The following is a 23,642-nucleotide window of genomic DNA, read 5'->3' as shown; positions in this document are numbered from 1 at the left end:
CCTTATATAGGGCGGAAGTGGGCCTGCAAGACGTCCGTGCGGCCGGTTGAGAAACCGGCGGCGCAATAAGCCAGATAGTATCGCCACATCCGGCGGAAGCGCTCGTCGAAGCCCTGGCGCGCGATCTCGATTGCGACCCGGTCGAAGTGGGACAGCCAGGTTTCCAAGGTATGCGCATAGTCCCGGCCGAAACTGTAGAGTTCGGCGACCCGCAGGCCCGCGCGGCGGCACTGCTCGGCGAGATGGCGGGGGGTGGGCAGCATGCCGCCGGGGAAGATGTAGGTCTGGATGAAGTCGGGCTGCCGGCGATAGGCCTCGAAGAACTGCTCGGCGATGACGATCGCCTGGACGAGCGCGGAGCCGCCCGGCGCGATGTGCCGGCGCAGGGTGGCGAAGTAGTCGGGCCAGTAGCGCTCGCCCACCGCCTCGATCATCTCGATCGAGACGATATGATCGTAGCGGCCCTCGACGTCGCGATAGTCGCGGAACTGCAGGTCGACGCGGTCGGCCACGCCGGCGCGCTCGAGGCGCCGACGCGCATAGTCGAGCTGCTCGCGGGAGATGGTGATCGCGGTGACGCGAAGTCCGCGCCGCGCCGCGGCCTCGGCGAAGCCGCCCCAGCCGCAGCCGATCTCGAGCACGCTATCGCCCTGCCGCGCGCCGAGCTGTTCGAGAATCCGGTCGTACTTGGCGGCCTGGGCGATCTCGAGCGGCTTGCCCGTCTCGCCGCCGTACAGGGCCGCCGAATAGGTCATCGAGGGATCGAGCCACAGGCGATAGAAGGCGTTCCCGAGGTCGTAGTGGGCATGGATGTTGCGCCGGGCGCCGCCCCGCGAGTTGTCCCGGCGACGATGCAGGACCCTGAGCAGCAGGTTGTGCAGGCCGTTGCGGACCGCGACGGCGCCGAGCGCGCGCTCGTTCTCGGCCAGCAGCGCGATCAGCCGCGGCAGGTCGGGTGAATCGCAATCGCCGTCCATGTAGGCCTCGGCAAAACCCATGTCGCCGTCGACCAGTACCCTCCGGAAGAACCGCCACCGCCGCACGTCGAGCTCGGCCGCCGGTTCCGCCGCGGGACCGAAGGCTCGCACCGCCCCGTCGGGGAGACGGAGAATCAGTCGGCCGACGGCGAGGCGGTCGAGTGCCTTGAGGACAAAGCGGGAAGAAAGCGTCATGCCGTCAGCGGGTCACCAGGTCGCGCGGGGGTGCAGGCTTGGGGTGAAATTTCACCCGCTTGCGCCACAGTTTCAAGGCCTGCCAATGGATTCGCGCGACGACCCCGAATGTCATCGCGGGGTTGCCGAGGAAGTGGCGCAGCACCGCGCGATCCGACAGCGGCGCGAGGCGGCCGCCGACCGAGGTGGCCAGCATCAATCCCTGCGCGTCGTGGTAGTTGACGTCGACATGCACCCGTCCGGCATCGAGACGGAAGCGGAAACGATAGCGACCCTCGACCGCCAGGAACGGAGAAACATGGAAGACCTTGCGGCCGTCGAGCCAGTCGTCGGCGCGCAGTGGCCGCAGATCGTCGTGGTGAACGAGGTAGCAATGGCGCTCCCCAAAGGTGTTGCTCACCTCGCAGAGCACCACGCGCAGATGGCCGCCGCTGTCATGGCAGAACCAGAAGCTGACAGGGTTGAAGACATAGCCCAGCAACCGCGGCAGGGTCATCAGCACGACCCGACCGTCGCATCGTTCAGCGAGGCCACGGTGCATCAGGACGGCCCCGAGCCAGGCACGGAGGTCGCCGCCGTCGCGGCCGCCATGATCGCGCCGGTGAAAGGCGACAAGACCGGGGCGATCGAGCTTCAGCCAGCGGCCGGCCGCGCTCTCCAATCGATCCAGGTCGATGCAGAGGTAGGCCACGCGGTAGCGGAAGGCATTGGCGCAAGGTCGCTTGCGGCTGTGCACGACGCTGGCCGGGACGATGCAATGGCTCATGCCGCATCGCGCCATGGATGAGCCGCTGCGCGCAGCGGCGGTGGCGCCCACGGACGCGGCACGCCGAGCAGTCCGGCGACGTCCAGGCCCGACGACAGGGCATCCTCGTGGAAGCCCCAGCCGCGATAGGCGCCGCAGTAGAGGATGCCGCGCCTGCCCTGTATGCGGTCGAGGGTGCGCTGGGCGCGCAGCGCACGCGCATCGTAGGTCGGATGCCTGAAGGTGAAGCGTCGATGGACCGACTCCGGTGCCGGCGGGTGCGCAGGATTTACCGAGACGAAAAGAGGGCGTGCCAGGGGCAGGTTCTGCAGGCGATTCATCCAATAGGTAACGCTCACGTTTGACGATCGCGGCGCGCTCTCCGCCACGTAGTTCCAGCTCGACCAGGCGGCCCGGCGCCGGGGCATGAGAGACGCATCTTCGTGCAGCCAGATCTCGTTCGGGGTGTAGGGGAAGCGGCCGAGCACGTCGCGTTCGTGTGCGTCGGCGTCCGCAAGGAGGCCGAGCGCCTGGTCGGCGTGACAGGCGAGGACGACCCTGTCGAAGCGATCCCACTGGCCGCGTGCGTCGCGGACATGCGCGCCGAAGGCGTCGCGGCGTATCTCGCGCGCCGGCGTGGCGAGGCGTGTCCGTCCCGCGAGCGATGTGGCAATCCGCTCGACGTAGGCCCGGCTGCCGCCGGTGACGGTGCGCCAGCGCAGCTGGCGGCTGATCGACAGGAGCCCGTGATTGTCGAAGAACCGTGCGAAGGTCTGTGCCGGGTAGTCGAGCATGCGCGACGTCGGCGTCGACCAGATGCAGGACGCCATCGGCACGAGGTATCGGTCGCGGAACGGCGCGCTCAGTCGCGCCTGGTCGATGAAGTCGCCGATCGTGAAGTCGAGATCCTCGCCGAGATCGAGCAGGCGCGTCGCCAGCCTGTTGAAGCGCAGGATGTCGCGGGTCATGCGCAGGAACGACGGGCGCAGCAGGTTGCGCCTCTGGGCGAGGAAGCCGGCGAAGGAGCTCGCATACTCGAAGGCGCCACCGTCTAGACTGACGGCGAACGACATGTCCGACTCTTCCGTCGACACGCCGAGCTCGCCGAACAATCGCACGAGGTCGGGATAGTTGCGTTCGTTGTAGACGATGAAGCCGACATCGACGGGGGTCGGGCCGTCCGGCCCCGGTACGTCGACGGTGCAGGCATGGCCTCCCAGGCGCCGCTCGCGCTCATAGAGGATGACCTCATGGCGGCGACCGAGCAGCCAGGCGGCGCCCAACCCGGCCACGCCGGCGCCAATCACGGCAATCTTCATGGAATCGTGCCCCCGTTGTCAGATCATGCCGATCGCTTGAGGGAGCGAAAGGCCTCGAGCGCCCTCTGGCGCGCCGCCGCATGATCGACGATGGGCGGCGGATAGCGATCGACGTACAGCGGTCGCGGCGCGGTCCATGGCCGGTGAACGGCGTCGTCCGGCAGGCTTGCCAACTCGGGCAGCCAACGGCGGACGTACCCGCCGCGCGGGTCGAATTTCTCGCCCTGCAGCACCGGATTGAAAACGCGGAAGTAGGGCTGGGCATCGGCGGCGCTGCCGGCCACCCATTGCCAGCCGACGGCGTTGTTCGCCGGATCGGCGTCGACCAGCGATTCCCAGAACCAGCGCTCGCCCTGCCGCCAGTCGACGAGCAAATGCTTGGTCAGGAACGAGGCGACGATCATGCGCACGCGATTGTGCATCCATCCCGTGGCGGCAAGCTCGCGCATCCCGGCATCGACGATGGGATAGCCGGTCCGCCCCTCGCGCCAGGCGTCGAGACTGGCCGAACCCGGCGCCCAGGGGAAGGAGTCGAACTCCGATCGCATGTTTTGACCGGACGGATCTTCGAGATGAAAAAGGAGGCTGTAGGCGAATTCCCGCCAGCCGAGTTCGGCGAGGAACTTCTCGGTTGAAGCCGAGAGGCCGGCTGCTGTCGCCGCGCGCCACGCCTGTCGCGGCCCGATCTCTCCGAACGCAAGATGCGGCGAAAGCCGCGACGTGCCCGCCGTCCCCGGTAAGTCGCGCGTCAGGCGATAGCGGTCGAGCCCGTCGTCGACGAATGTCGCGAGACGCGCGATTGCCGATGCTTCGCCGGGCGCCCATACGCTGCCGAGGTCGGATTTGTCCGCCGCTGCGCTGGACCGCAGGCACAGCGCGTCGAGTGCGTCGCTCCTCGGCCAATGCGCGGGGCCGGGCAGGCGCGCTGGGGCAGGAAGCAGGGGGCCGGGCGGCGGAAGGGCGCGGCAGGCCCGCCAGAAGGCGGTGAAGACCTTGTAAGGAGTGTCATCCGGCTTCCTGGCTTGCCACGGTTCGAACAAGAGATTGCCCTTCAGGCCCTCGGCGACCAGTCCGCGGCGTTCGAGCGTCTGCTTGATCTCGCCGTCTCGCGCCATCCCGCTGCGATCGTAGGCGCGATTCCAGTAGAGTGCGGCGGCATCGGCCTCACCGACGATCTCCTCGATGACGCGGCGCGCGGGTCCCCGGCGGAGGATCAGTCGCGAACCCAGCTTGGCGAGCGAGGCGGCGAGCATGTGCAGGCTGCCGTGCAGCCACCAGCGCGATGCGGCCCCCGCGGCCCGCAAGCCGGGCGTCTCCTCGTCGAGGATATAGAGCGGGACCACCGGCCGGCCCGACCTCAGGGCAGCCGTCAGGGCCGGATTGTCGGCGAGCCTCAGGTCGTTGCGGAACCAGACGATGGACGCGGGCATGCCCCCTCTTACGTGCCGGCGATGCCGGCGGATGACCGGCCTTCAGGGGGGTGTCCGGGCTACGATCTCGGGCAGTTGGGCTGCGGTAGCATCTTCAGCGACTGCAGGTCGGCGGTGACGATGACCATGCCGGTATCCACCGTCAGTCGATCGAGCACGCCGGAATCGAACACCAATGCCTTCACCGTGAACAGCGGCCGCTGATCCTGCCGGCGTCCCGGCGTGAAGGACATGGCCACGGGCCACGACTTGCGCGCGGGTACCACGACGGGCCTGTCGCCTGGCCGTTCCGCGCGCAGCGTTCCGGCGTCGAGCTCGGTGACGTCGACCAGGAAGGTGTCGCGGATCACTTCGGCATCGAAAGTGAGGGCGGGGAAGGCCGCCGCTCCCGCCCGCAAGCGCTCGATCAGATGGCCGATCGCCTCGATCGGCATCATGGTCGGGCCGGGCAGTGTGTATTGCAGCGGAGGGTCGGAGGCGATCTCGGCTCGGGTCTCGCTTCCCTGTCGCGACACCCTGCCCCTGGTCTCGCGCTCGCTGCCGTTCGTCGATTGGACGGTTCGGAAGCGAAATCCGCCGCCGCCGCGACTCTCCTGGCCGTCGAGACTCGACGCCACGGTGAGCTTCCAGGCGGCCGTCAGGGCGATCTCCGTGGAAATGTCGCGCTTGATGTGCCAACCGCCGCAATCCTGCACCAGTTCCTGCACGGCCTTGCCGATGCGCGGCGCGTTCAGCGCCGCGCCCAGCCGCAGCGTGTACTCCGCACGGTGCGGCTCGACCTGCGGGTGGGCGGGCGTGGTCATGGAAGCGAAGACGGCGGCCGCGAGGGCGAGACCCACAGTTCGTCGCATGGCACAAGCTTGCGCGCCGTTGCCGGGTCGGTCAATCGTACCGGGGCATGTTCTTTCGACGTCCCGTTCCGATAGAGGCGCCCGAGCCGGCGCAGGCCGACAGCGTGGAGGTGTTCAAGGCCGACCGCCGTTTGGAGCTGCGGCGCGGCGGCCGCGTGCTGAAGAGCTATCGCGTCGCGTTGGGTTTCGATCCGGCCGGGCACAAGCAGCAGGAAGGCGACGGGCGGACGCCCGAGGGTTCCTACACGATCGATGCGCGCAACCCGAGAAGCGCTTTTCATCTGTCGCTGCGCATTTCCTATCCTGATGCCGCCGATCGGGCGCGTGCCGAGGTGGCCGGCGTGCCGCCGGGCGGGGACATTTACATCCACGGCCTGCCCAACGGCTGGCGCAAGTACCTTACGCCGCATCCGCGCCGGGACTGGACGACGGGGTGCATCGCCGTCCGTGATGCCGAAATCCGCGAGATCTGGTCGCTGGTCCCGACCGGCGCGAAGGTCACGATCCATCCATGAACGGCTTCGCCTTCACCTGCGCCGGCGAGCGACTCGAAGCGCTGCCGTCCGGCGCGCTGCACTGGCCGGCGCAACGCCTGTTGGCGGTCGCCGACCTCCATCTGGAGAAGGGATCGTCGTACGCCGTCAACGGGCTGAAACTGCTGCCGCGCCACGACACCCGCCAGACGCTGAACGCGCTCGCCGCGCTGATCGACACGCTGTCTCCGGCGACGGTGGTGTGCCTCGGCGATTCGTTCCATGACGGCGACGCCGTCGGGCGGCTCCCCGCGGCGGAGCGGGCGCAGATCGTGCACCTGACCCGGCGCGCGCGCTTCATGTGGATCGCCGGCAACCACGATCCGGCGCCGCCGCCGAGTGGCTGGGGCGACGTCGCCGAGGAGATCGGCAACGGCAGCCTGGTCTTTCGGCACGAAGCCCGCTTCGGGCCGGCCGACGGCGAGATCTCCGGTCACTACCATCCCGTGGCGGCCTTGACCGTGCTCGGGCGGGGCATGCGTCGTCGTTGCTTCCTCACCGATGGCCGTCGTGTGATCCTGCCGGCATTCGGCACCTACGCCGGTGGTCTCAACGCGCTCGATCCGGCAATCGCGCAGCTCTTTGTCGACGACTACGACGCGCTCGTGGTCGGTCGCGATGCCGTTCGCCGCATATCATGCCGACGATTGCGGCACGATCCGGCGACACTCGGTTGAATTAAGATGCGCGAATTGACGTGTTGCACGAGCAACGCGAAGCGGGGATCATTGCACAAGGAGTGAAGAAGGCGAAATGACGTCGGGCGAGGTCGCAGGCTACGTCGCGTCGCTGCTCGTGTTCGCGACGTTCTACATGAAGACGATGTTGCCGTTGCGCGTGGTCGCCATGGCCAGCAACGTCGCGTTCATCACGTACGCCCTGATCGACGGGCTGACACCGATCCTCATCCTTCACACGGCGCTTCTGCCGCTGAATGCCTTGCGCCTGCTGCAGCTTCGCGAGCTTACCGGGCAGGTCGAGAAGGCGGCCAGGAAGGGCGACTTCTCGATCGATGCTCTTCTGCCGCTGATGCGTCGGCAGCGCTTCGCCGCCGGCGAGACGCTGTTCTCGAAGGGTGACCCCGCCGATCAGCTCTACTACGTGCTGGAGGGCACGATCTTCCTGCCGTCGGTGCAGCAGGCGGTCAACCCGGGGAGCTTCCTTGGCGAGTTCGGGCTGTTCTCCGAGGCCGGCGTGCGCACGGGTTCTGCCATCGCGCGCACCGATGGCTCGGTCATGGTGCTGACGCGCTCGGCAGTGTTCGCCTGCCTGCTGCAACATCCCCAGCTCGGCGTGCACCTGCTGCGTCTGATCACCGGGAGGATGATGCAGAATGCCGGGATCGCCGTGGCCGAAGAGGCGGATGGGCCCACGGCCAAGACGGAGGGGGCGAGGCCCGGGAAGGGCCTCCGGGCGCTTCTACTTGGCCGGACAGCGCCGCGGGTGACGATCGCCGTCGTTTCGGTTGTGCTGCTTGTCGCAGTGGTGCACCAGCCGCTGTACGTCGTCCTCGAGCGGAATGCGGCGGTAACGACCTGGCTCAGCACGGTGACGGCGCCGATCACCGGGACCATCGAGGGATTCCAAAGCAAGGTCGGAGATCGCATCGACGGCGGGGCCGACATCGCCCGGATCGAGAATTTCAGCGCCGATCGCAGCGGCGTCATCCGAGCCGAGGGGCTCGCGCGGCGGGCGGAGGCCAAGGTCGCCCAGCTTGCCGTCTATGAAGCCCGCCTCGCGAAGCTGGCGGACGAGTGGACGGCGCGGCGCACGCGCTACGGCCTCGGTTTCGCGCGCGATCTCGATCTCAAGATCGAGGATCTCGAGCTGCGAAAGGCCCTGCTCAAGGATCGGGTCGAGTTGGCCGAGGTATCGGCGGCACGCCGGCGCACGCTGCGTGCGTCCGGAACGGGTTCCCAGGCGGACGAGGAGGTGGCCCGGTCGTCCAAGCTGGAACTGCAGACCAGCCTTCAGGAAATGGACAAGATGCTGGAGCGCACCCGTCACCGCCGTCGGCTGGCGGCCGATGGCGTCTATCTGCAGGAAGACGGCAAGGAACCGGAATGGTCGTGGCGCAGCCTCGACGAGATCCATATCGAGGCCGCACGCGCTGCGCGGGCGCTGTCGGAGGCGCGAGAGGAGCTGGCGACGGCGACGGCCGTGCTGGAAGGTGAGCGACGCAATCTCGAGACCGCGGCACGCGCCGTCATCCGGATTCCCGGCGGCATGACGATCTGGTCGAGTCGGGTCTCCAACAATGCGTCGGTGAAACAGGGCGACGAACTGTTCTCGTGGATCGATTGCAGTGCGCTGCTGGTCGACGCGCCGGTCACGGAGACTGTCGCGGCGCTGTTGAGTCCCGGCATGCCCGCCGAGGTCATCCTCGAGGGCGAGCAGGGCAAGCTGCCAGCGGTGGTGCTGCTTTCGCGAGGCGCCTCCTCGCGGCTGGGCGCGTCCGAGCTGGTGAGCCTGTCGCACGGCCATCGTGCCGGCACGGCCCAGGTGATCGTGGCGCTGGCCGATCCGCAGTCGATTCGAAGCTGCCCCATCGGTCGCCGGGCTTTCGTGAGCTTCCCTCAACTGCGCCTGGTCGACTATGTAAGGGCCTACATCGCCATGTAGCGCGGGGGAGATTCGGATGACGGTCAGGATTTTGGTGGCGCTCGTCGCGCTCGCGGCGGCGATCCCCGCCAATGCGCAATCCGGCGCGGCCGCGCGCGGGAAGTATCTGGTGACGCTCGGCGGCTGCACCGACTGCCATACGCCCGGGCACTTCTTCGGCAAGCCCGACATGGCGAAGTTTCTCGGCGGATCGGAGGTCGGCTTCGAGATCCCGGGGCTCGGCGTGTTCCATGGCCCCAACCTGACCCCCGACAAGGAAACCGGGCTGGGCGGCTGGACCGACGCCCAGGTCGTGACCGCCCTGCAGACGGGTGCCCGCCCGGACGGGCGAATGCTGGCGCCGATCATGCCCTATCATGCGCTGGCGTCGCTCACGAAGGACGACGTCAATGCGATGGTGGCCTATCTGCGCAGCCTGCCGCCGGTCAAGAACAAGGTGCCCGGCCCGTTCGGTCCGACCGAGACGCCGACATCGTTCGTGATGAAGATCGTCCCGCCGCCGGAAAAGAAGAACTGAGCGCGGGCTACTTCGGCAGCTCGTACCTCAGCGTCACCTCGCCCAGCCCGTCGATGCGGCCCGTGGCGGTGCTGCCCGGCGGGACGAACTGGCAGGCGACCATGCTGCCGGTCGAGACGAACATGCCCTTCCTCAGCCGCTTGCCGTGCTCGCCGAGCTTGTTGGCGAGCCAGGCCAGCGCGTTGTAGCAGTGGCCCAGCACGTCGCCCGAGTGGCCCTCGCGCACGACTTTCCCGTTGAAGGCGATCGACCCCTCGAGATTGCCGAGATCGAGGTCGCGCCACCCCTTGCACGGCTTGCCGATCACCGAGCCGCCGTTCCAGCCGGCATCCATCACCAGCCAGTTCAGGCTGAGCCGGCTGTAGTCGGCGCCGCGGTCGTCGATCAGCTCGAAGCCGGCGCGCGCGTCGGCGACGTAGGGCGCGATCGATTCCCGGTCATAGGGCTGGCCGGTCTTCGGCGGCGGAACGTCGCTGCCGACGAACAGGATGACCTCGAGTTCCACGCCCATCCTGCCCCAGCGGTCGGCGCGTACGCTCGCCTTGTGCTCGAACACGCGCTTGCGGCGCACCGGACCGTAGGCGGGTCCGCGAATGCCGGTCTGCTCCCAGATCTGCGGCGACGTCAGGGCGATCTTGTAGCCGACCAGCGGCCCCTGCCGGACGACGAGTTTCTTGAGAAGCGCGTCCTGCACCTTGTAGGCGGTCCGTTCGTCGGCCGGCATGTGCTCGGCCGGCCACGAGCCGACGACGGCGCGCGCCCTGTCCACCGAATTGATCCAGTTGGCCGCCTTGGCGACGCTGAAGGCCATGCGTTCCTCCCCTTGCTTGCGCGAACGTGCCCCGCATAGTGCCGATGATGGCGCGCGGGGCGAAGCGGGATTTGACGATGGCGCACGGCCGGGGCGGCCATGGGCCGGTGCGGGCCGCCGCGCTGGTCGGCGTGGTGCTGGCGGGTGGCGAGGGCCGCCGCATGGGCCAAGGGATTCCCAAGCCGCTGCGCAAGCTGGGTGGCAAGCCGATGGTGGCCCATGTCGTCGACCGCCTGCGGCCGCAGGTCATGGACCTCGTCGTGGTCGCCAACGATCCGGCACCGGCGTTTCGCGCGCTCGCGGCGCCGGTGATCGCCGATCCCCCCGAGGCCCGCCGGATGGCCCGGCGCGAAGGCCGCCGGCTGGGGCCGCTCGCCGGCATCCTGGCCGGCATGGAATGGGCGCTGCGGCACCATCCGCATTCCGGATGGATCCTGACCGCGCCGGCCGACGCGCCTTTCCTGCCGGTCGATCTGACGGTTCGACTCTGCGGCCTGATGCACGTGCCGGAGCCCGACGTCCTGATGGTGCGGCACGGGCGGCGCTACGAGCCGACGCTCGCCGTCTGGTCGGTCGGGCTGGTCGACGATCTGCGCCGCGCCGTGCTCGAGGAGGGATTGCGCAGGGTCGAGGATTTCGCGCGGCGCCACGTCTTCGCCGAGCTCGTCTGGCCGGGCGGGGCCGCGCCGTTCTTCAACGTCAACACGCCGGCCGATCTGGCAAAGGCGACGGCTCGGTTCGCTGCAGCTCGACGGCGCGCGAATCGATGAGCAGTTTGCCCGCGTTCTCGAAGTTCACGGTCACGCGATGGCCGATGATCGACTGGATCTGTCCCAGGCCCCAGTCGGGCCGGCCGGGATGGCGGACGAAGTCGCCGGGTGCCAGCATGGCGTCAAGTTTCCGTGAGAGGCGGCTATCGAAACCATAGCCGTCGTGTGAAGGAAGGTGAGTGCTTGCCTCGTATATACAGGCGTCGTCGACAACCAGGGAGCCGATCATGACCTCCAATCGCATTGCCATCGCCGCCGCCGTCGCCGCGGCCCTCGCCATCCCCGTCGTCGCCGTCCAGGCCCAGGGCAACGCCGAGAAATGCTACGGCATCGTCAAAGCGGGCAAGAACGACTGCCAGACCAACACCTCTTCCTGCGCCGGCACTTCGAAGAAGGACAGTCAGGCGGATGCCTGGATTTCCCTGCCCAAGGGCGCCTGCGAGAAGATCGTCGGCGGCAAGCTCAAGTCGAGCTGATCGCGTGCGGCCGGTCGCCGGCATCGGCTTGCGCGCGCCGCATCTGGCGGAGATCGCGCGCGACAGGCCGGTGACCGGCTTCCTCGAGATCCACGCCGAGAACTACCTGTCGCCGACCCCGGCGCGCGCGACGCTCGAGCGCCTGCGGCGGGACTACGAGATGTCGATTCATGCAGTCGGCCTTTCGCTGGGGTCTGCCGAGGGATTGGACGACGCGCATCTCGCGCGCGTCGCCGGGCTGATCGAGCGGCTCGAGCCGGCCTACGTATCGGACCATCTGTCCTGGAGCGTGGCGGGCGGCCGCTACCTGAACGATCTCCTGCCGCTGCCCTACACCGAGGAGGCGCTCGAGGTCGTCGCCCGCAACGTCGGCCGATTACAGGAAAGGCTGCGACGCCCGGTGTCGATCGAGAATCCCTCCTGCTATCTCGCCTTCGCCCACTCGACGTTGACCGAGCCGGAGTTCCTGTCGGAACTGGTGCGCCGAACCGGCTGCGGCCTGCTGCTCGACGTCAACAACATCCACGTCACGGCGCACAACCTGCGTCTCGATCCCCGGGACTGGCTGCGCGGCCTGCCGGGCGAGGCCATCACCGAGTATCACCTCGCCGGGCACGCGACCAACGACGCCGACGGCCAGCCCATCCTGATCGACGACCACGGCAGCCGCGTGTCGGACGGCGTGTGGTCGCTATTCGCCGATACGGTGCGCCGCTTCGGTACGCGCCCGACCCTGATCGAATGGGACACCGACATTCCCGCCCTGTCGGTTCTCCTGGAGGAGGCGCGGCGGGCCGAGCGGATCGATGAAGCCCGCGCTGCGTGACCTGCAGGCCGCCTTCGCGGACCATGTCCTGGGTGCCGGTCGCGACGACGTTGCCGCCGCGGTGACGGGCGATTCCATTCCCGCATCGGCCAGGCTGAACGTCTACCGCCATCACGTCATCCACAGCCTCGGCTCCGCGCTCGCCACCACGTTCCCGACGGTGCGGACGCTGGTCGGCGGGGCCTTCTTCCGCCGCCTCGCGCGCGACTACGTGGTCGCCGAGCCGCCCGCCCAGCCCGTCCTGTCGGAGTACGGCGCGGGCTTCGCCGGCTTCGTCGCCGCCTACGCGCCCGCCGCCGAACTGGCGTACCTCGCCGATGTCGCCCGCCTGGACTGGGCTCTCAACGCCGCGTTCAACGCCGCCTTCGAGCCTAGGCTCACCGCCGCCGATCTCGCGTCGATCTCCTCTGAAAGGCTCGTGGCGATGACGCTGCGGTTGGCGGCCGGCACGACGCTCCTTCGGTCGACTCACGCCATCGACCGCATCTGGCAAGCCTGCCAGCCCGATGCCGAGGTTGGGACCGTGGATGCCGCCGGTCCGGCCCGGCTGCTGATCCAGCGGCGGCACGACGACGCGGGCTTTGCGGCGATCGGCGAAGGAGAAGCGCTCTTCGTGGAAGCCCTCGCCCGGGGAGATACGTTGGAGAAGGCCACCGAGACTGCCATTGCCGGTGATTCTGCCTTCGAGTTGACTCAGGCCTTTGCGCGATTGCTGGCGTTTGAGGTCTTTGCTGCACTGCAACATTAAGATTTTGTAATTCAGTCCAATCCATATTGCGAGTCGGCCGACCGTCCCTATACTCCGCGCGCCCTGAAAACCGCCTTCCCTCTGGCGGGGGTGTATTCGCTGCGAGTGGAGTTGCCGACGATGTCGATTACGTTGCCGCAGAATTATCGGCCGACGGAACGCGAACCCTTCATGAATGGCATGCAGCAGGAGTATTTCCGGCAGAAGCTGCTCAAGTGGAAGGGCGAGCTCATCGAGGAATCGAATCAGACTTTGCAGAACATGCAGGAGGAGAGCCTGGCTCAGCCGGATCTCGCCGACCGCGCCACCGCCGAGACCGATCGGTCGCTGGAACTGCGCACGCGCGACCGTTTCCGCAAGCTGATCTCCAAGATCGATTCGGCGCTGAAGTCGATCGACGAAGGCACCTACGGCTACTGCGAGGAAACCGGCGAGCCGATCTCCTTGAAGCGGCTGGAAGCCCGTCCGATCGCCACGCTGTCGGTCGAGGCGCAGGAGCGCCACGAGCGCATGGAGCGCACGCGGAGAGACGAGGCTTAGGCCTTCGCTTCCTTTTGGAGATCCTGGCGGCGCAGCACGCGGCCCGAACGGCCGCCACCCGGCTTGCCGTCGCGCCATACGATCGCGCCGTTGCAGACGACGGTATCGATGCCCTTGGCCGGCGAGATCGGCTTCTCGAAGGTCGCGGTGTCGATCACCGTCGCCGGATCGAACACGCAAATGTCGGCATAGAAGCCCGGCTTGACCTCGCCGCGCCGCGTGAGATGGAAGCGCTGCGCCGAATAGGACGTCATGCGGCGCACCGCGTCCTCGAGCGGGAAGAGCTTCAGCTCACGTGAATAGTGGCCGAGCACGCGCGGGAAGGTGCCCCACAGGCGCGGGTGCGGATGGGTGTCGAAGGGAATGCCGTCCGAGCCGATCATGGCGCCGGGATGGGCCATCGCCGCCTGCACGTCCTTCTCGTCCATCATGAAGTAGATGGCGCCGGCCGGCTGCAGGCGATCGGCGGCGTCGTGGATCGAGCAGCCCATCTCCCCGGCGATGTCGGCGAGGTCGCGGCCGCTGACGCCCGGCACCGTGTCCGACCAGGTGATCAGCACCTTGTCGGCGCGGTCGAGCATCTCCTTGCGCAGGATCGTCGACCCGGCGACATAGGGATAGACGTCGAAGGCGATCTGCTGCTGCTTCATCGCCTCGCTGAACTTGGGCAGCGTCTCGGCCATGCGGCCGAAATTGCCGCGGCCCGAGCATTTATGATGCGAGACGATGATCTCCGCGCCGGCACGGCGGCCGATCTCGAAGGTCTCGTCCATCGACTTCAGGATGTGGTCGCCCTCGTCGCGCATGTGGGCGGTGTAGACGCCGCCCCACTTGCCGAGCGGCTTGGCGACCTCGGCCACCTCGTCGGTCGAGGCCGCTATGGCCGGCGGATAGAACAGGCCGCTCGACATGCCGATGGCGCCCTGCTCGAGGCTCTGGTCGAGCAGCTCGCGCATGACACCGATCTCCCGCGCCGTCGCCTGGCGGGCAAGGTCGTCGCCCAGCGCGTTGAAGCGCAGGGTCGAATGGCCGATCAGGAAGGCGCCGTTGATCGCCGGTTGGGCTGCCTCGACCTTGCCGGCGAACTCGGCGAACGACTTCGACACGTTCTCCTTCTTCTTCACGATCAGCGACAGGAAATGGCCGATGTCGCTGCGGGTGAAGGGTGCGGCCGAAGCGCCGCAATTGCCGCACACCACCGTGGTCACGCCCTGGCTCGCCTTCATCGCCATGGTCGGATTGTCGATCAGCGCGGTGTCGTCGTGGGTGTGCACGTCGATGAAGCCCGGCGCCACCACCTTGCCCCTGGCGTCGATCTCGTTGTCGCCCTTGAGCTGGCCCGACGGCTCGACCGCGGCGATGCGGTCGCCCTTCAGCGCCACGTCGGCGGCGAACAGCTTCCTGCCGGTGCCATCGGCCACCTGGCCGTTGCGGATGACGATGTCGTATGCGGCCATGATTCGCTCACTCCTGGTCGTTGCGGCCGAGCCGCATGTCGGGATCGAACGGATAGAGCGGCCGCTTGATCTTCTCGTACTTGAAGAGCTTGAGATCGGAGGCGGTGCAGCCGTCGCCGTCGCACATCACGATGTGCCTGGCGATCGGCTCGAAGCCGGCGCGGAAATGCTGGCGCGACTTGATCAGCACGTACTTCTTGCGGCGCGGGTCGATGCCGCAATGGGTGAAGACGCCGAGATCGTAGGGTTCGGCGCGCTTCTCCGAGACCACGATCTGCATCTTGCCGGTGTCGAGAACCGCCGTGCGGCCCATGCGGACCGTGGTGCCGGTGGCCATCGGCCCGGTCACGACGAACTGCCCGTCGGTGATGGCCTTGACCTTGCCGGTGACGCGTAGCGGCTTGCCCTTCAGCCCCATGGCCGGCATGTCGACCTTGCCGCCGAGATCGAGCGTCACCTCGGCGCCGACGCCCGCCGCGATCATCTTCTCGACGCAGGCCGGATCGCAGATCGGTCCGGCCACGGCGTCCTCGAGGCCCTGCTTCATCGCTTCCTCGATCACGCTCATCACGTCCTGCGTGCCGCCCGACGCGGTGTTGTCGCCATGGTCGGCCATGACCACGGGACCTTCGGCATAGGATTTGGCACGCGCGACCTGGACCGACAGCGGCTCGGGGTGGAACAGGAAGCCCTCGCGCTTCTCCCAGGCCGTATCGAGGATCTTGTTCAGGAGGATCTCGCCCTCGGCCGTGCGCTTGTCGCAGACGATGACGGAGGAGAGCGCGAGGTGAGGAATGTCGGCCTGCGGGAAGCCGCCGAACACCGAGGCGTTCAGTACCTGGCCCGTGTCCTCGGCCTGGTTGGCCATGCCCATCAGCGTCTTCATCGGTTCGCGCGACGGCGTGTGGACCAGCGAGCTGCTCATGATCGGCCGGTTGCCCCACACCATCCTGGGCTCGACCTCGCCCGCCAGCATGCGCAGCAGCGTGCGGCCCGAGCGTAGGGCGGTGTCGGCCATGTCGATGTGCGGATAGGTGCGATAGCCGGTGATGATGCTGGCGCCGTCGACCATGGCGTCGGTCATCTGCGTGTGGAAATCGAGCGCGACGGCGATCGGCACGTCGGGCGCGATCCTGCGAATGCGATTGAGCAGCTCGCCCTCGCCGTCGTCGTGGTGCTCGGCGACCATCGCGCCGTGCAGGGCGAGCAGGACCGCATCGCAACCCTTCTTCACTTCCTCGACGATCGCCGTCGTCATCTGCTCGTAGGCGGCCTTGGTGACGAGGCCCGACGGATGGGCGGATGCGGCCATCGGCACCGTGAATTCGGCGCCGGCCTTGCGCGCGATCTCGATGAAGCCGCCGAGCGAGGTGTTGGTGCCTTCTGCCTCCTTGATGGCCGCGGGGCCGCTCAGGGCACCGGCGCGGGCGAAGGAGTCGATCGGTGTGGGGAGCGGCGAGAACGTGTTCGTCTCGTGCATCATCATCGCGACTACGAACTTCTTCGCCAATCGACCCTCCCGAGGCACTGCTAAACCCTTGAGCAGATTACAGAAATGACCCTGCTGTCAGCTTTGCACATCCTGCAAACCTGCTTCCCGTCTCTTGTGCGTTGCAAAAAAGACACACTGATCCGGCATTGGAAAAGTTCTCTAACGCTGTGAATTCATGAGGTCTTTTCTCTCTTGTTTTCCCTTCGCACTTGCACCATTCTTGGGGTGCAACAAACGTCGCTCCGGCGACCTCTTTGTTTGTTGCAATGCCCGTCTTGGGCGTTTCCTCCCTAAACTCGGGCCGTGCTTGTCACGGCCCCTTTTTTTGCGCGGCCCCCCGGGATGGCTACTCCGCCGCGAGCGGACGGGGCAAAAGGGTCTGCAGGGCTTGCTGGCCGATTTCGTCGAGGAGGCCGGCCATGGTCCGCTCGACCACCCCCAAGGTGGGCAGACGTTCGTGGCGGGCTTCGTCCATGTAGAGCGCCCGGTTGATCTCGATCTGGAGGGCGTGGCGGGCGAGGCCGGGGCGGCCGTAGCGCTGCGTCGTGAAGCCGCCGGCATAGGGCTGGTTGCGCTGGACCCGGAGGCCGCGGCCTCTCAGCCAGGCCTCGGCGTGGTCGACGAGATCGGGTGCGCAGGACTCCCCGTGATTGTCGCCCAGGACGATATCGACCCTCGGCTCGCGGTCGCGACTGCCGATGCCTGACGCCGAAGACGGCATGGAGTGGGCATCGATCAGCAGCACGCCGCCGAACAGGCTGTAGGTCTGCTCGACCATCGTCGACAGCGCCACGTGATAAGGCCGCCAGCAGCTTTCCAGCCGCTGCTCGATCTCGTCGGCGGGCACGCGGCCGCGATAGATGGCCTCGCCGCTGGCGGCGACGCGCGGGATCATGCCGAGGCCCGCGGCCACGCGTGTCGTGCGGTGGTTCAGGGGCCGCGGCAGGGGCCCCTCGAACATGCCCGGATCGAGCTCGTAGGGTTCGCGGTTGGCGTCGACGTAGGAGCGCGGGAACCGCGCCGCCAGCAGCGGGATGCCCAGCGCGGGCGCCGCCGCGAACAGCTCGTCGACGAACGCATCCTCGGCGCGCCGCAGCGCCGCCAGCGGCACGGCGGCCTGACTCAGGAACTCGGCGGGGTAGAGGGCTCCGCTGTGCGGCGAGGCGACCACCAGCGGTACGGTCTGGCGGCCGGGCAGGCGGCAATCGAGGGACGCGTGATCGATCGGCAACGCGGGCGAATCCATGCATTGGTCATAGCGCGCGCCGCCCGGCGCGTCACGCCTCGGACTATTGCCAAGCAACGGGGGGCGATGTAGACGAACCGCCTTCCGCGGCGATGGGCGCGTAGCTCAGCGGTAGAGCACTGTCTTGACATGGCAGGGGTCACAGGTTCAATCCCTGTCGCGCCCACCATCGCCGAACACAATCCCTTGATCCCCGATTTCCATTCGCTCTACTCCCACGACTTCGTGCGTCTGGCGTGCTGCGTTCCGCGCACGCGTGTCGCCGACACGGGTTTCAATCTCGCCGAGACGCTACGGCTGGCTCGCGAGGGCGACGCGGCCAGGGTCGCCCTCATGGTGTTTCCCGAACTCGGCCTGTCGTCCTACGCCATCGAAGACCTTCTGCTGCAGGACGCGCTGCTCGACCAGGTCGAGGACTCGATCGGCAAGGTGGTCGCGGCGTCGGCCACGCTGTTTCCGGTCCTGATCGTCGGCGCGCCGCTGCGCGTCGGCGGCCGGCTCTACAACACGGCCGTGGTCATCCATCGCGGCGCCATCCTCGGCGTCGTGCCCAAGACCTACCTGCCGAACTATCGCGAGTTCTACGAGAAGCGTCATTTCGTGTCGGGCGCCAACGTGATCGAAAAGCAGGCCAGGCTGGCCGGACAGGACGTGCCGTTCGGCACCGATCTGCTGTTCCGCTCGACCGGCTCGGTCGACGTGATGTTCCATGTCGAGATCTGCGAGGACATCTGGATGCCCGTGCCGCCGTCGAGCTACGCGGCGATGGCAGGCGCCGAGGTGCTGGTGAACCTGTCGGCCAGCAACATCACCATCGGCAAGGCGGAGATGCGCCGCCTGCTGTGCGGCAGCCAGTCGGCGCGCTGCAGCGCCGCCTACGCCTATTCGGCCTCGGGTCCCGGCGAGTCGACGACCGATCTCGCGTGGGACGGCCATGCCGCGATCTTCGAGTGCGGCGACCAGCTCGCCGAGACGGATCGTTTCGAGAAGGACTCGACCCTCGTTCGCGCCGACATCGACCTCGGCCGAATCCGCCAGGAGCGGCTGCGCAACGGCGGCATCGCCGACTGCGCGCGCGAGGACGCCGCGCGGGTGAACGGCTTCCGCCGCATCGCCGTCGCGCTCGACGCGCCCGGCGAGAGCGTGCCGCTCGACCGGCCGATCGAGCGCTTCCCATACGTGCCGTCCGACCCGGCCAGGCTGCGCGACAATTGCTACGAGGCCTACAACATCCAGATCCAGGGCCTGGCGCAGCGCCTGCAGGCGAGCCGCGCCGGCAAGGCGGTCATCGGCGTTTCGGGCGGGCTCGATTCGACGCAGGCGCTGATCGTCGCCTGCCGCGCCATGGACCAGCTCGGCAAGCCGCGCGGCGACGTGCTGGCCTACACGCTTCCCGGCTTCGGAACGTCCGACAAGACCCACAGGAACGCCTGGCGGCTGATGAAGGCGTTGGGCGTGACGGCCGGCGAGATCGACATCAAGCCGGCGTCGAAGCAGATGCTGGGCGATCTCGGCCATCCCTTTGCCAAGGGCGAGCCGGTCTACGACGTGACGTTCGAGAACGTGCAGGCCGGCCTGCGCACCGACTACCTGTTCCGGCTCGCCAACCATCACGGCGGCATGGTGGTCGGCACCGGCGACCTGTCGGAGCTCGGGCTCGGCTGGTGCACCTACGGGGTGGGCGACCACATGTCCCACTACAATCCCAACGGCTCGGTCTCCAAGACGTTGATCCAGCATCTGATCCGCTTCGTCGCGGCCTCGGGCGACGTCGACGAGGAGACCGCGGCGATCCTGCACGACATACTGGACACGGAAATATCACCGGAGCTCATCCCCGCCGGCGCGACGGGCGCGATCCAGTCGACCGAGCAGAATGTCGGTCCCTACGCGCTGCAGGATTTCAATCTCTACTATCTGACCCGCCTCGGCTTCCGGCCGTCCAAGATCGCCTTCCTGGCGTGGAACGCATGGCACGATGCCGACAAGGGCGCCTGGCCGGCCAATGTTCCCGCGGCGTCCAGGCGGGCCTTCACGCTGCAGGAGATCCGTCACTGGCTGGCGCTGTTCCTGCGCCGCTTCTTCACCAACCAGTTCAAGCGGTCGGCGCTGCCCAACGGCCCCAAGATATCGTCGGGCGGTTCGCTGTCGCCGAGGGGCGATTGGCGCGCGCCGTCCGACGGCAGCCCCGACGTCTGGCTGGCCGAGCTCGAGGGCGGCGTCCCCAAGTCTTGAAACCGGGCGGCCGGTCTTCCTACATCCTCCCACGACAACCGGGAGGATTGAGCGATGACCGAGCCCGCCCTGTCGATTTCCAGCGAGAGTGTCTGCTTCCTGATCGTGAAGGCACGCGGCTTCGACGTGCAGGACGTCGAGGCCGATGAGGACTCCAGCTCCAATCCGGCGGACGACCGGGCGATCGATGTGCTCGAGGACCACGGCGTCGATCCGACGGCACAGGAGATCGCCGCCTTCGTGGAAGCGCTGAGCGAGGATGAGCAGGTCGATCTCGTGGCACTGATGAGGTTGGGCCGCGGCGACGGCACACTCGCGGACTGGGACGACCTGCGAAACGAGGCGTACCTTCAGCGCGACGGCAAGACGGCGTCCTACCTGATGGGCGAGCCGATGGTGGCCGACTATCTTGAGGAGGGGCTTTCGCAGTTCGGCCTTACCTGCGAGGACGTCGAGATGGATCGCCTTTGATCGGTTTTTCCGCCTCCCCGGAAGTGCTAATCAGGCCCGAGGAGGAAGGATCATGCCGCTCAAGATCACCAAGACCGTGAAGCAGATGGTCGACGAGGCCAACAGCCAGGTCGAGACCCTGCCGCTGGCCGAGGCGATGAAGCTGCACGGCCAACCGGGAGTCACTTTCATCGACATCCGCGACCCGCGCGAGCTGTGGCGCGACGGCACGATTCCCGGCGCGATCAGCGTCACGCGCGGCATGCTCGAGATGTGGATCGACCCGGAAAGTCCCTATGCGAAGGACTTCTTCCAGACCGGCAACAAGTTCGTGTTCTTCTGCGCCGGCGCCTGGCGCTCGGCGCTGGCGGCAAAGACGGCGCAGGACATGGGGCTGACCCCCGTTGCGCACTTCGAGGGCGGCTTCGGCGCCTGGAAGAAGTCCGGCGGACCGGTGGTGGCGGTCGAGCCCAAGAAGTGAGCCCCGATACGGCGCTGGTGCCGCAGCCCACCGTCGAGGAGTTCCCCGAGTTCGTTTCCATTCCCGTGCGCATCGCGCGCCACGCCGCGGCGCATCCGGACAAGCCCGCCGTCAAGTGCGAGGGCGAGGTGCGAAGCTGGGCAGCGTTCGACGGGCGCCTCAACAAGATCGCCCGCAGCCTCGCCGCCATGGGTATCGGCAAGGGCGACAAGATCGCCATCCTGGGCGGTAACTCGATCGCCTATCTCGAGACGTTCATGGGCGCGCTGCGGGCTGGCGCCTGCGTCGTGCCGCTGTCCACCATGGCGGCGGCAGATGCGCTCGAGAAGATGCTCGACGATTGCGACGCCAAGGTCCTGTTCCTCTCCGAGCAGTATCGCGGCCTGGTCGAACCCTATGAATCGCGACTCGGCAAGTTGATCGACGGTGGCCGCATCGCCTACGACTTCGAACGGCCGGGATGGCACGGCTTCGAGAGGTGGCTGGCGCCGGCGAGCGACGCTCCGGTCGAGGTGCCGCTCGGACCGCTCGACGACTTCAACATCATCTACAGCTCCGGGACGACCGGCCTGCCCAAGGGCATACTGCACGCCCACGTCATGCGCGACCTGCTGCCAGTGAGCTTCGTCGCCTTCGACTACGGGCCCGACACGATCTCGCTCGCCTCGACGCCGCTCTATTCCAACACCACGCTGGTCGCCGTGCTGGCGACCATCGGGGTCGGCGGCACCACCATCCTGATGCCGAGGTCCGACGTGGTGAAGTTCCTCGACATAGCCCAGCGCGAGCGCGTGACGCACGCCATGCTGGTGCCGGTGCAGTACCAGCGCATCCTCGCCCATCCGAACTTCGACAAGTACGATCTTGGCTCGTTCAAGGCGAAGCTTTCGACCAGCGCGCCGCTGCGCGCCCACATCAAGGCCGATTGCCTGAAGCGGTGGCCGGGACGGCTGATCGAGATCTACGGGCTGACCGAGGGCGGTGGCAGCTGCACGCTCGAGGCCAATCTCCATCCCGACAAGCTCCACACGGTGGGCAAGCCGGGGCTCGGCAGCGAGATCGTCGTGCTCGACGAGCAGGGCGGGGTGCTGCCGCAGGGCGAGGTCGGAGAACTTGCCGGCCGCGCCCAGATCATGATGAAGGGCTACTACAAACAGGACGGCAAGACGCGCGAGCTGTTCTGGCACGATGCGCAGGGCAACCTGTTCTTCAGGTCCGGCGACATGGGCCGGATCGACGAGGACGGTTTCGTGGTCCTGCTCGATCGCAAGAAGGACATGATCATCTCCGGCGGCTTCAACGTCTATGCCGCCGACCTCGAGGTGCTGCTGCTGCGGCATCCCGAGATCGTCGACGTGGCGGTGATCGGCATTCCGAGCGAGCAGTGGGGCGAATCGCCTTTGGCGCTGTGCGTGCGACGAGACGGCTCGGCTGCGACCGAGGCCGCCGTCCTGGAATGGGCCAACGAACGGCTCGGCAAGACGCAGCGGCTGGCGGACGTGGAGTTCCGCGCGTCGCTGCCGCGCAGTACTATCGGAAAGATCATGAAACGCGAGCTGCGCGAGCCCTACTGGGCCGGCCGCGGCGCCAGAATCTGAGGCCGCCATGTCGCAACCGACGCTTCGATCCACCCATCTCTTCACCATCGGCCTGACGGTCGACCCGAACTTCACCGATCTCGGCGAGACGCCCTACGGCCGGCGGCGCATCGCCACCGTCACGGGCGGGACGTTCGAGGGCGAGGAATTGAAGGGCACCGTGCTGCCCTCGCCGGGCGGTGACTGGTTGCTGCTGCGGCGTGACGGCGTGCTGCAGCTCGACGTGCGCCTCACCCTGAAGACCGACGACGGCCATCTCGTCTACATGAGCTACCGGGGCATGCGGCACGGACCGGCCTGGGTGATCGAGCAGCTCAACAAGGGCGAGAAGGTCGATCCCAGCCAGTACTATTTCCGCTCGACGCCGTGGTTCGAGACGTCGTCGGAGAAGTACCGCTTCCTCAACCGCATCGTCTGCGTCGCGTCGGGCCGCCGCGAGCCGGCCGGCCCGGTGTACGACGTCTTCCAGATCCTTTAGCTCGCGGCGATCTTTGCCAGCACCGGCAGGATGTAGTCGCGGAACTTCGCGGGGTTCTCGCTCATGGGAAAGTGGCCGAGTTCCTTCATGATCGTGACCTCGGCGCCGGGGATGTGCCGCGCCGTGCGCTGCGTGTCTTCCGGCGTGCAGGAGAAATCGTATTCGCCGGTCAGCAGGTAGAGCGGACACGCCGTCGTGTCGATGCCCTTGACCTTCTCGCGCAGATCGCCGTCGACCCGATAGAAGTAGAGGTCGCCCTTGAACACGCCCGGGCCGCCCTGCATGTACATCCACAGCGTCTCGTGGCGGCTCACCGGCGGCACCTGCGGCGCGATCAGGCCGGAGATCAGCGCGGCGCAGACCTCGCCGCCATGCACGTCGGGCCGATGCAGCCACGCCGTGTCGTACCAGGGTTGCTGGAAGTCGGCGGCCTCGAGCGCGATCAGGGCGCGGAACTCGGCGGCATGCGCGATGGCGAGGTTGAGCACGATGCGCCCACCGATCGAGCAGCCCATCACCACCGGCTTGTCGAGTTCCATCGCCCGGCAGAAGGCGCGGATGGCGGCGGTGTAGGAGGCCGTCGTCAGCCGGTACTCCGTCTTCTCCCAGCCGTCGGGCGGCGTCGACTTGCCGTGCCATGGCAGGTCGAAGGCCAGCACGCGGAAGCGGCTCGTGATCTCGGGATCGGCCAGCAGGTGCCGGAACTGCCGGCCGTCGGCGCCGGCGGTGTGCAGACAGACCAGCGGGATTCCCCGGCCCGCCTCCTCGAAATAGAGGCGATGCGGCACGCCTTCGATGTCGACACGGAGGTAGCGGCCGACCATCGGCTCGAGATGAGGGGCCAC

Annotated in this window: 25 protein-coding genes and 1 tRNA gene; 15 read left to right on the top strand and 11 right to left on the bottom strand. The window is 67.5% G+C overall.

What is annotated here, in order from left to right; genetic code table 11:
* Window positions 1-2 precede the first annotated feature (2 nt).
* From KIT25_15260 to KIT25_15240, 5 genes are read right to left on the bottom strand one after another with little or no spacing between them, the layout of a single operon-like run.
* The gene (locus KIT25_15260) at window positions 3-1,172 is read right to left on the bottom strand and encodes a class I SAM-dependent methyltransferase (GenBank protein UYN93409.1); all 1,170 of its coding nucleotides are present in this window, start codon (window positions 1,170-1,172) and stop codon (window positions 3-5) included.
* Between the two features lie 4 nt (window positions 1,173-1,176).
* Window positions 1,177-1,938 carry a DUF1365 domain-containing protein gene (locus KIT25_15255; GenBank protein ID UYN93408.1) on the bottom strand — a complete coding sequence of 254 codons (762 nt, stop codon included), beginning with the start codon at window positions 1,936-1,938 and terminating at the stop codon, window positions 1,177-1,179.
* Entirely contained in the window at window positions 1,935-3,236 is a 1,302-nt protein-coding gene (locus KIT25_15250) for an FAD-dependent oxidoreductase (GenBank protein UYN93407.1), read from the bottom strand. Before KIT25_15250 ends, KIT25_15255 begins: the two co-directional genes overlap by 4 nt.
* A gap of 23 nt (window positions 3,237-3,259) precedes the next feature.
* A complete protein-coding gene (locus KIT25_15245) occupies window positions 3,260-4,666 on the bottom strand; it encodes a deoxyribodipyrimidine photo-lyase (GenBank protein ID UYN93406.1) in 1,407 nt (468 codons plus the stop codon).
* Between the two features lie 59 nt (window positions 4,667-4,725).
* Entirely contained in the window at window positions 4,726-5,517 is a 792-nt protein-coding gene (locus KIT25_15240; GenBank protein UYN93405.1) for a DUF1849 family protein, read from the bottom strand.
* Between the two features lie 47 nt (window positions 5,518-5,564).
* Here KIT25_15240 and KIT25_15235 point away from each other — a divergent pair, with 47 nt between their 5' ends.
* The 4 genes from KIT25_15235 (at window position 5,565) to KIT25_15220 (ending at window position 9,189) form a co-directional block, all read left to right on the top strand.
* Window positions 5,565-6,032 (top strand): L,D-transpeptidase family protein, encoded by a 468-nt coding sequence (locus KIT25_15235; protein UYN93404.1) that lies wholly within the window; start codon window positions 5,565-5,567, stop codon window positions 6,030-6,032.
* On the top strand, window positions 6,029-6,727 hold the full coding sequence (gene pdeM / locus KIT25_15230) for a ligase-associated DNA damage response endonuclease PdeM (protein ID UYN93403.1): 699 nt from the start codon (window positions 6,029-6,031) through the stop codon (window positions 6,725-6,727). The genes KIT25_15235 and pdeM overlap by 4 nt, the downstream gene beginning before the upstream one ends.
* Before the next feature lie 76 nt (window positions 6,728-6,803).
* Window positions 6,804-8,672: a cyclic nucleotide-binding domain-containing protein gene (locus KIT25_15225; protein UYN93402.1), complete on the top strand. Its 1,869-nt coding sequence runs from the start codon at window positions 6,804-6,806 to the stop codon at window positions 8,670-8,672.
* A gap of 16 nt (window positions 8,673-8,688) precedes the next feature.
* Window positions 8,689-9,189 carry a c-type cytochrome gene (locus KIT25_15220; GenBank protein UYN93401.1) on the top strand — a complete coding sequence of 167 codons (501 nt, stop codon included), beginning with the start codon at window positions 8,689-8,691 and terminating at the stop codon, window positions 9,187-9,189.
* A gap of 7 nt (window positions 9,190-9,196) precedes the next feature.
* Here KIT25_15220 and KIT25_15215 read toward each other — a convergent pair whose 3' ends face one another.
* Entirely contained in the window at window positions 9,197-10,000 is an 804-nt protein-coding gene (locus tag KIT25_15215) for a hypothetical protein (GenBank protein UYN93400.1), read from the bottom strand.
* Between the two features lie 77 nt (window positions 10,001-10,077).
* Here KIT25_15215 and mobA point away from each other — a divergent pair, with 77 nt between their 5' ends.
* Window positions 10,078-10,770 carry a molybdenum cofactor guanylyltransferase gene (mobA, locus tag KIT25_15210; GenBank protein ID UYN93399.1) on the top strand — a complete coding sequence of 231 codons (693 nt, stop codon included), beginning with the start codon at window positions 10,078-10,080 and terminating at the stop codon, window positions 10,768-10,770.
* Here mobA and KIT25_15205 read toward each other — a convergent pair.
* Window positions 10,700-10,888: a DUF3553 domain-containing protein gene (locus KIT25_15205; protein ID UYN97955.1), complete on the bottom strand. Its 189-nt coding sequence runs from the start codon at window positions 10,886-10,888 to the stop codon at window positions 10,700-10,702. The two genes, mobA and KIT25_15205, sit on opposite strands and share 71 nt — an antisense overlap.
* Before the next feature lie 109 nt (window positions 10,889-10,997).
* Here KIT25_15205 and KIT25_15200 point away from each other — a divergent pair, with 109 nt between their 5' ends.
* From KIT25_15200 to dksA, 4 genes are all read left to right on the top strand, one after another.
* The gene (locus KIT25_15200) at window positions 10,998-11,246 is read left to right on the top strand and encodes a DUF2282 domain-containing protein (protein ID UYN93398.1); all 249 of its coding nucleotides are present in this window, start codon (window positions 10,998-11,000) and stop codon (window positions 11,244-11,246) included.
* Window positions 11,179-12,072, top strand: a complete 894-nt coding sequence (locus KIT25_15195) for a DUF692 domain-containing protein (protein ID UYN93397.1) — start codon at window positions 11,179-11,181, stop codon at window positions 12,070-12,072. The genes KIT25_15200 and KIT25_15195 overlap by 68 nt, the downstream gene beginning before the upstream one ends.
* Window positions 12,053-12,820, top strand: coding sequence for a putative DNA-binding domain-containing protein (locus tag KIT25_15190; GenBank protein ID UYN93396.1), 768 nt, complete (start codon window positions 12,053-12,055; stop codon window positions 12,818-12,820). Before KIT25_15195 ends, KIT25_15190 begins: the two co-directional genes overlap by 20 nt.
* Window positions 12,821-12,940: 120 nt before the next feature.
* Window positions 12,941-13,360 (top strand): RNA polymerase-binding protein DksA, encoded by a 420-nt coding sequence (gene dksA / locus KIT25_15185; GenBank protein UYN93395.1) that lies wholly within the window; start codon window positions 12,941-12,943, stop codon window positions 13,358-13,360.
* Here dksA and KIT25_15180 read toward each other — a convergent pair.
* The 3 genes from KIT25_15180 to KIT25_15170 form a co-directional block, all read right to left on the bottom strand.
* Window positions 13,357-14,817, bottom strand: a complete 1,461-nt coding sequence (locus KIT25_15180) for a D-aminoacylase (GenBank protein UYN93394.1) — start codon at window positions 14,815-14,817, stop codon at window positions 13,357-13,359. The genes dksA and KIT25_15180 overlap by 4 nt on opposite strands.
* Window positions 14,818-14,824: 7 nt before the next feature.
* Window positions 14,825-16,303: a M81 family metallopeptidase gene (locus tag KIT25_15175; protein ID UYN97954.1), complete on the bottom strand. Its 1,479-nt coding sequence runs from the start codon at window positions 16,301-16,303 to the stop codon at window positions 14,825-14,827.
* Window positions 16,304-16,655: 352 nt separating this feature from the next.
* Window positions 16,656-17,555, bottom strand: coding sequence for an N-formylglutamate amidohydrolase (locus KIT25_15170; protein UYN93393.1), 900 nt, complete (start codon window positions 17,553-17,555; stop codon window positions 16,656-16,658).
* A 94-nt stretch (window positions 17,556-17,649) separates the two neighbouring features.
* On the opposite strand from KIT25_15170, the gene KIT25_15165 reads away from it, so the two are divergent.
* The 6 genes from KIT25_15165 (at window position 17,650) to KIT25_15140 (ending at window position 22,797) form a co-directional block, all read left to right on the top strand.
* Window positions 17,650-17,724 (top strand) — tRNA-Val (locus tag KIT25_15165).
* Window positions 17,685-19,790 (top strand): NAD(+) synthase, encoded by a 2,106-nt coding sequence (locus KIT25_15160; protein UYN97953.1) that lies wholly within the window; start codon window positions 17,685-17,687, stop codon window positions 19,788-19,790. Before KIT25_15165 ends, KIT25_15160 begins: the two co-directional genes overlap by 40 nt.
* A 54-nt stretch (window positions 19,791-19,844) precedes the next feature.
* Entirely contained in the window at window positions 19,845-20,261 is a 417-nt protein-coding gene (locus KIT25_15155; GenBank protein ID UYN93392.1) for a DUF3775 domain-containing protein, read from the top strand.
* Between the two features lie 52 nt (window positions 20,262-20,313).
* Window positions 20,314-20,721 (top strand): rhodanese-like domain-containing protein, encoded by a 408-nt coding sequence (locus KIT25_15150; GenBank protein UYN93391.1) that lies wholly within the window; start codon window positions 20,314-20,316, stop codon window positions 20,719-20,721.
* On the top strand, window positions 20,718-22,319 hold the full coding sequence (locus KIT25_15145) for an AMP-binding protein (protein UYN93390.1): 1,602 nt from the start codon (window positions 20,718-20,720) through the stop codon (window positions 22,317-22,319). Before KIT25_15150 ends, KIT25_15145 begins: the two co-directional genes overlap by 4 nt.
* A 7-nt stretch (window positions 22,320-22,326) precedes the next feature.
* Window positions 22,327-22,797: a DUF3237 domain-containing protein gene (locus KIT25_15140; GenBank protein ID UYN93389.1), complete on the top strand. Its 471-nt coding sequence runs from the start codon at window positions 22,327-22,329 to the stop codon at window positions 22,795-22,797.
* Here KIT25_15140 and KIT25_15135 read toward each other — a convergent pair.
* Window positions 22,794-23,642, bottom strand: a complete 849-nt coding sequence (locus tag KIT25_15135) for an alpha/beta hydrolase (GenBank protein UYN93388.1) — start codon at window positions 23,640-23,642, stop codon at window positions 22,794-22,796. The genes KIT25_15140 and KIT25_15135 overlap by 4 nt on opposite strands.

Source organism: Enhydrobacter sp., assembly GCA_025808875.1.
In the GTDB taxonomy this organism is placed as follows: domain Bacteria; phylum Pseudomonadota; class Alphaproteobacteria; order Reyranellales; family Reyranellaceae; genus Reyranella.
Note: the sequence above shows the minus strand (reverse complement) of the source record. Positions and strands in the feature narration are given on the sequence as shown.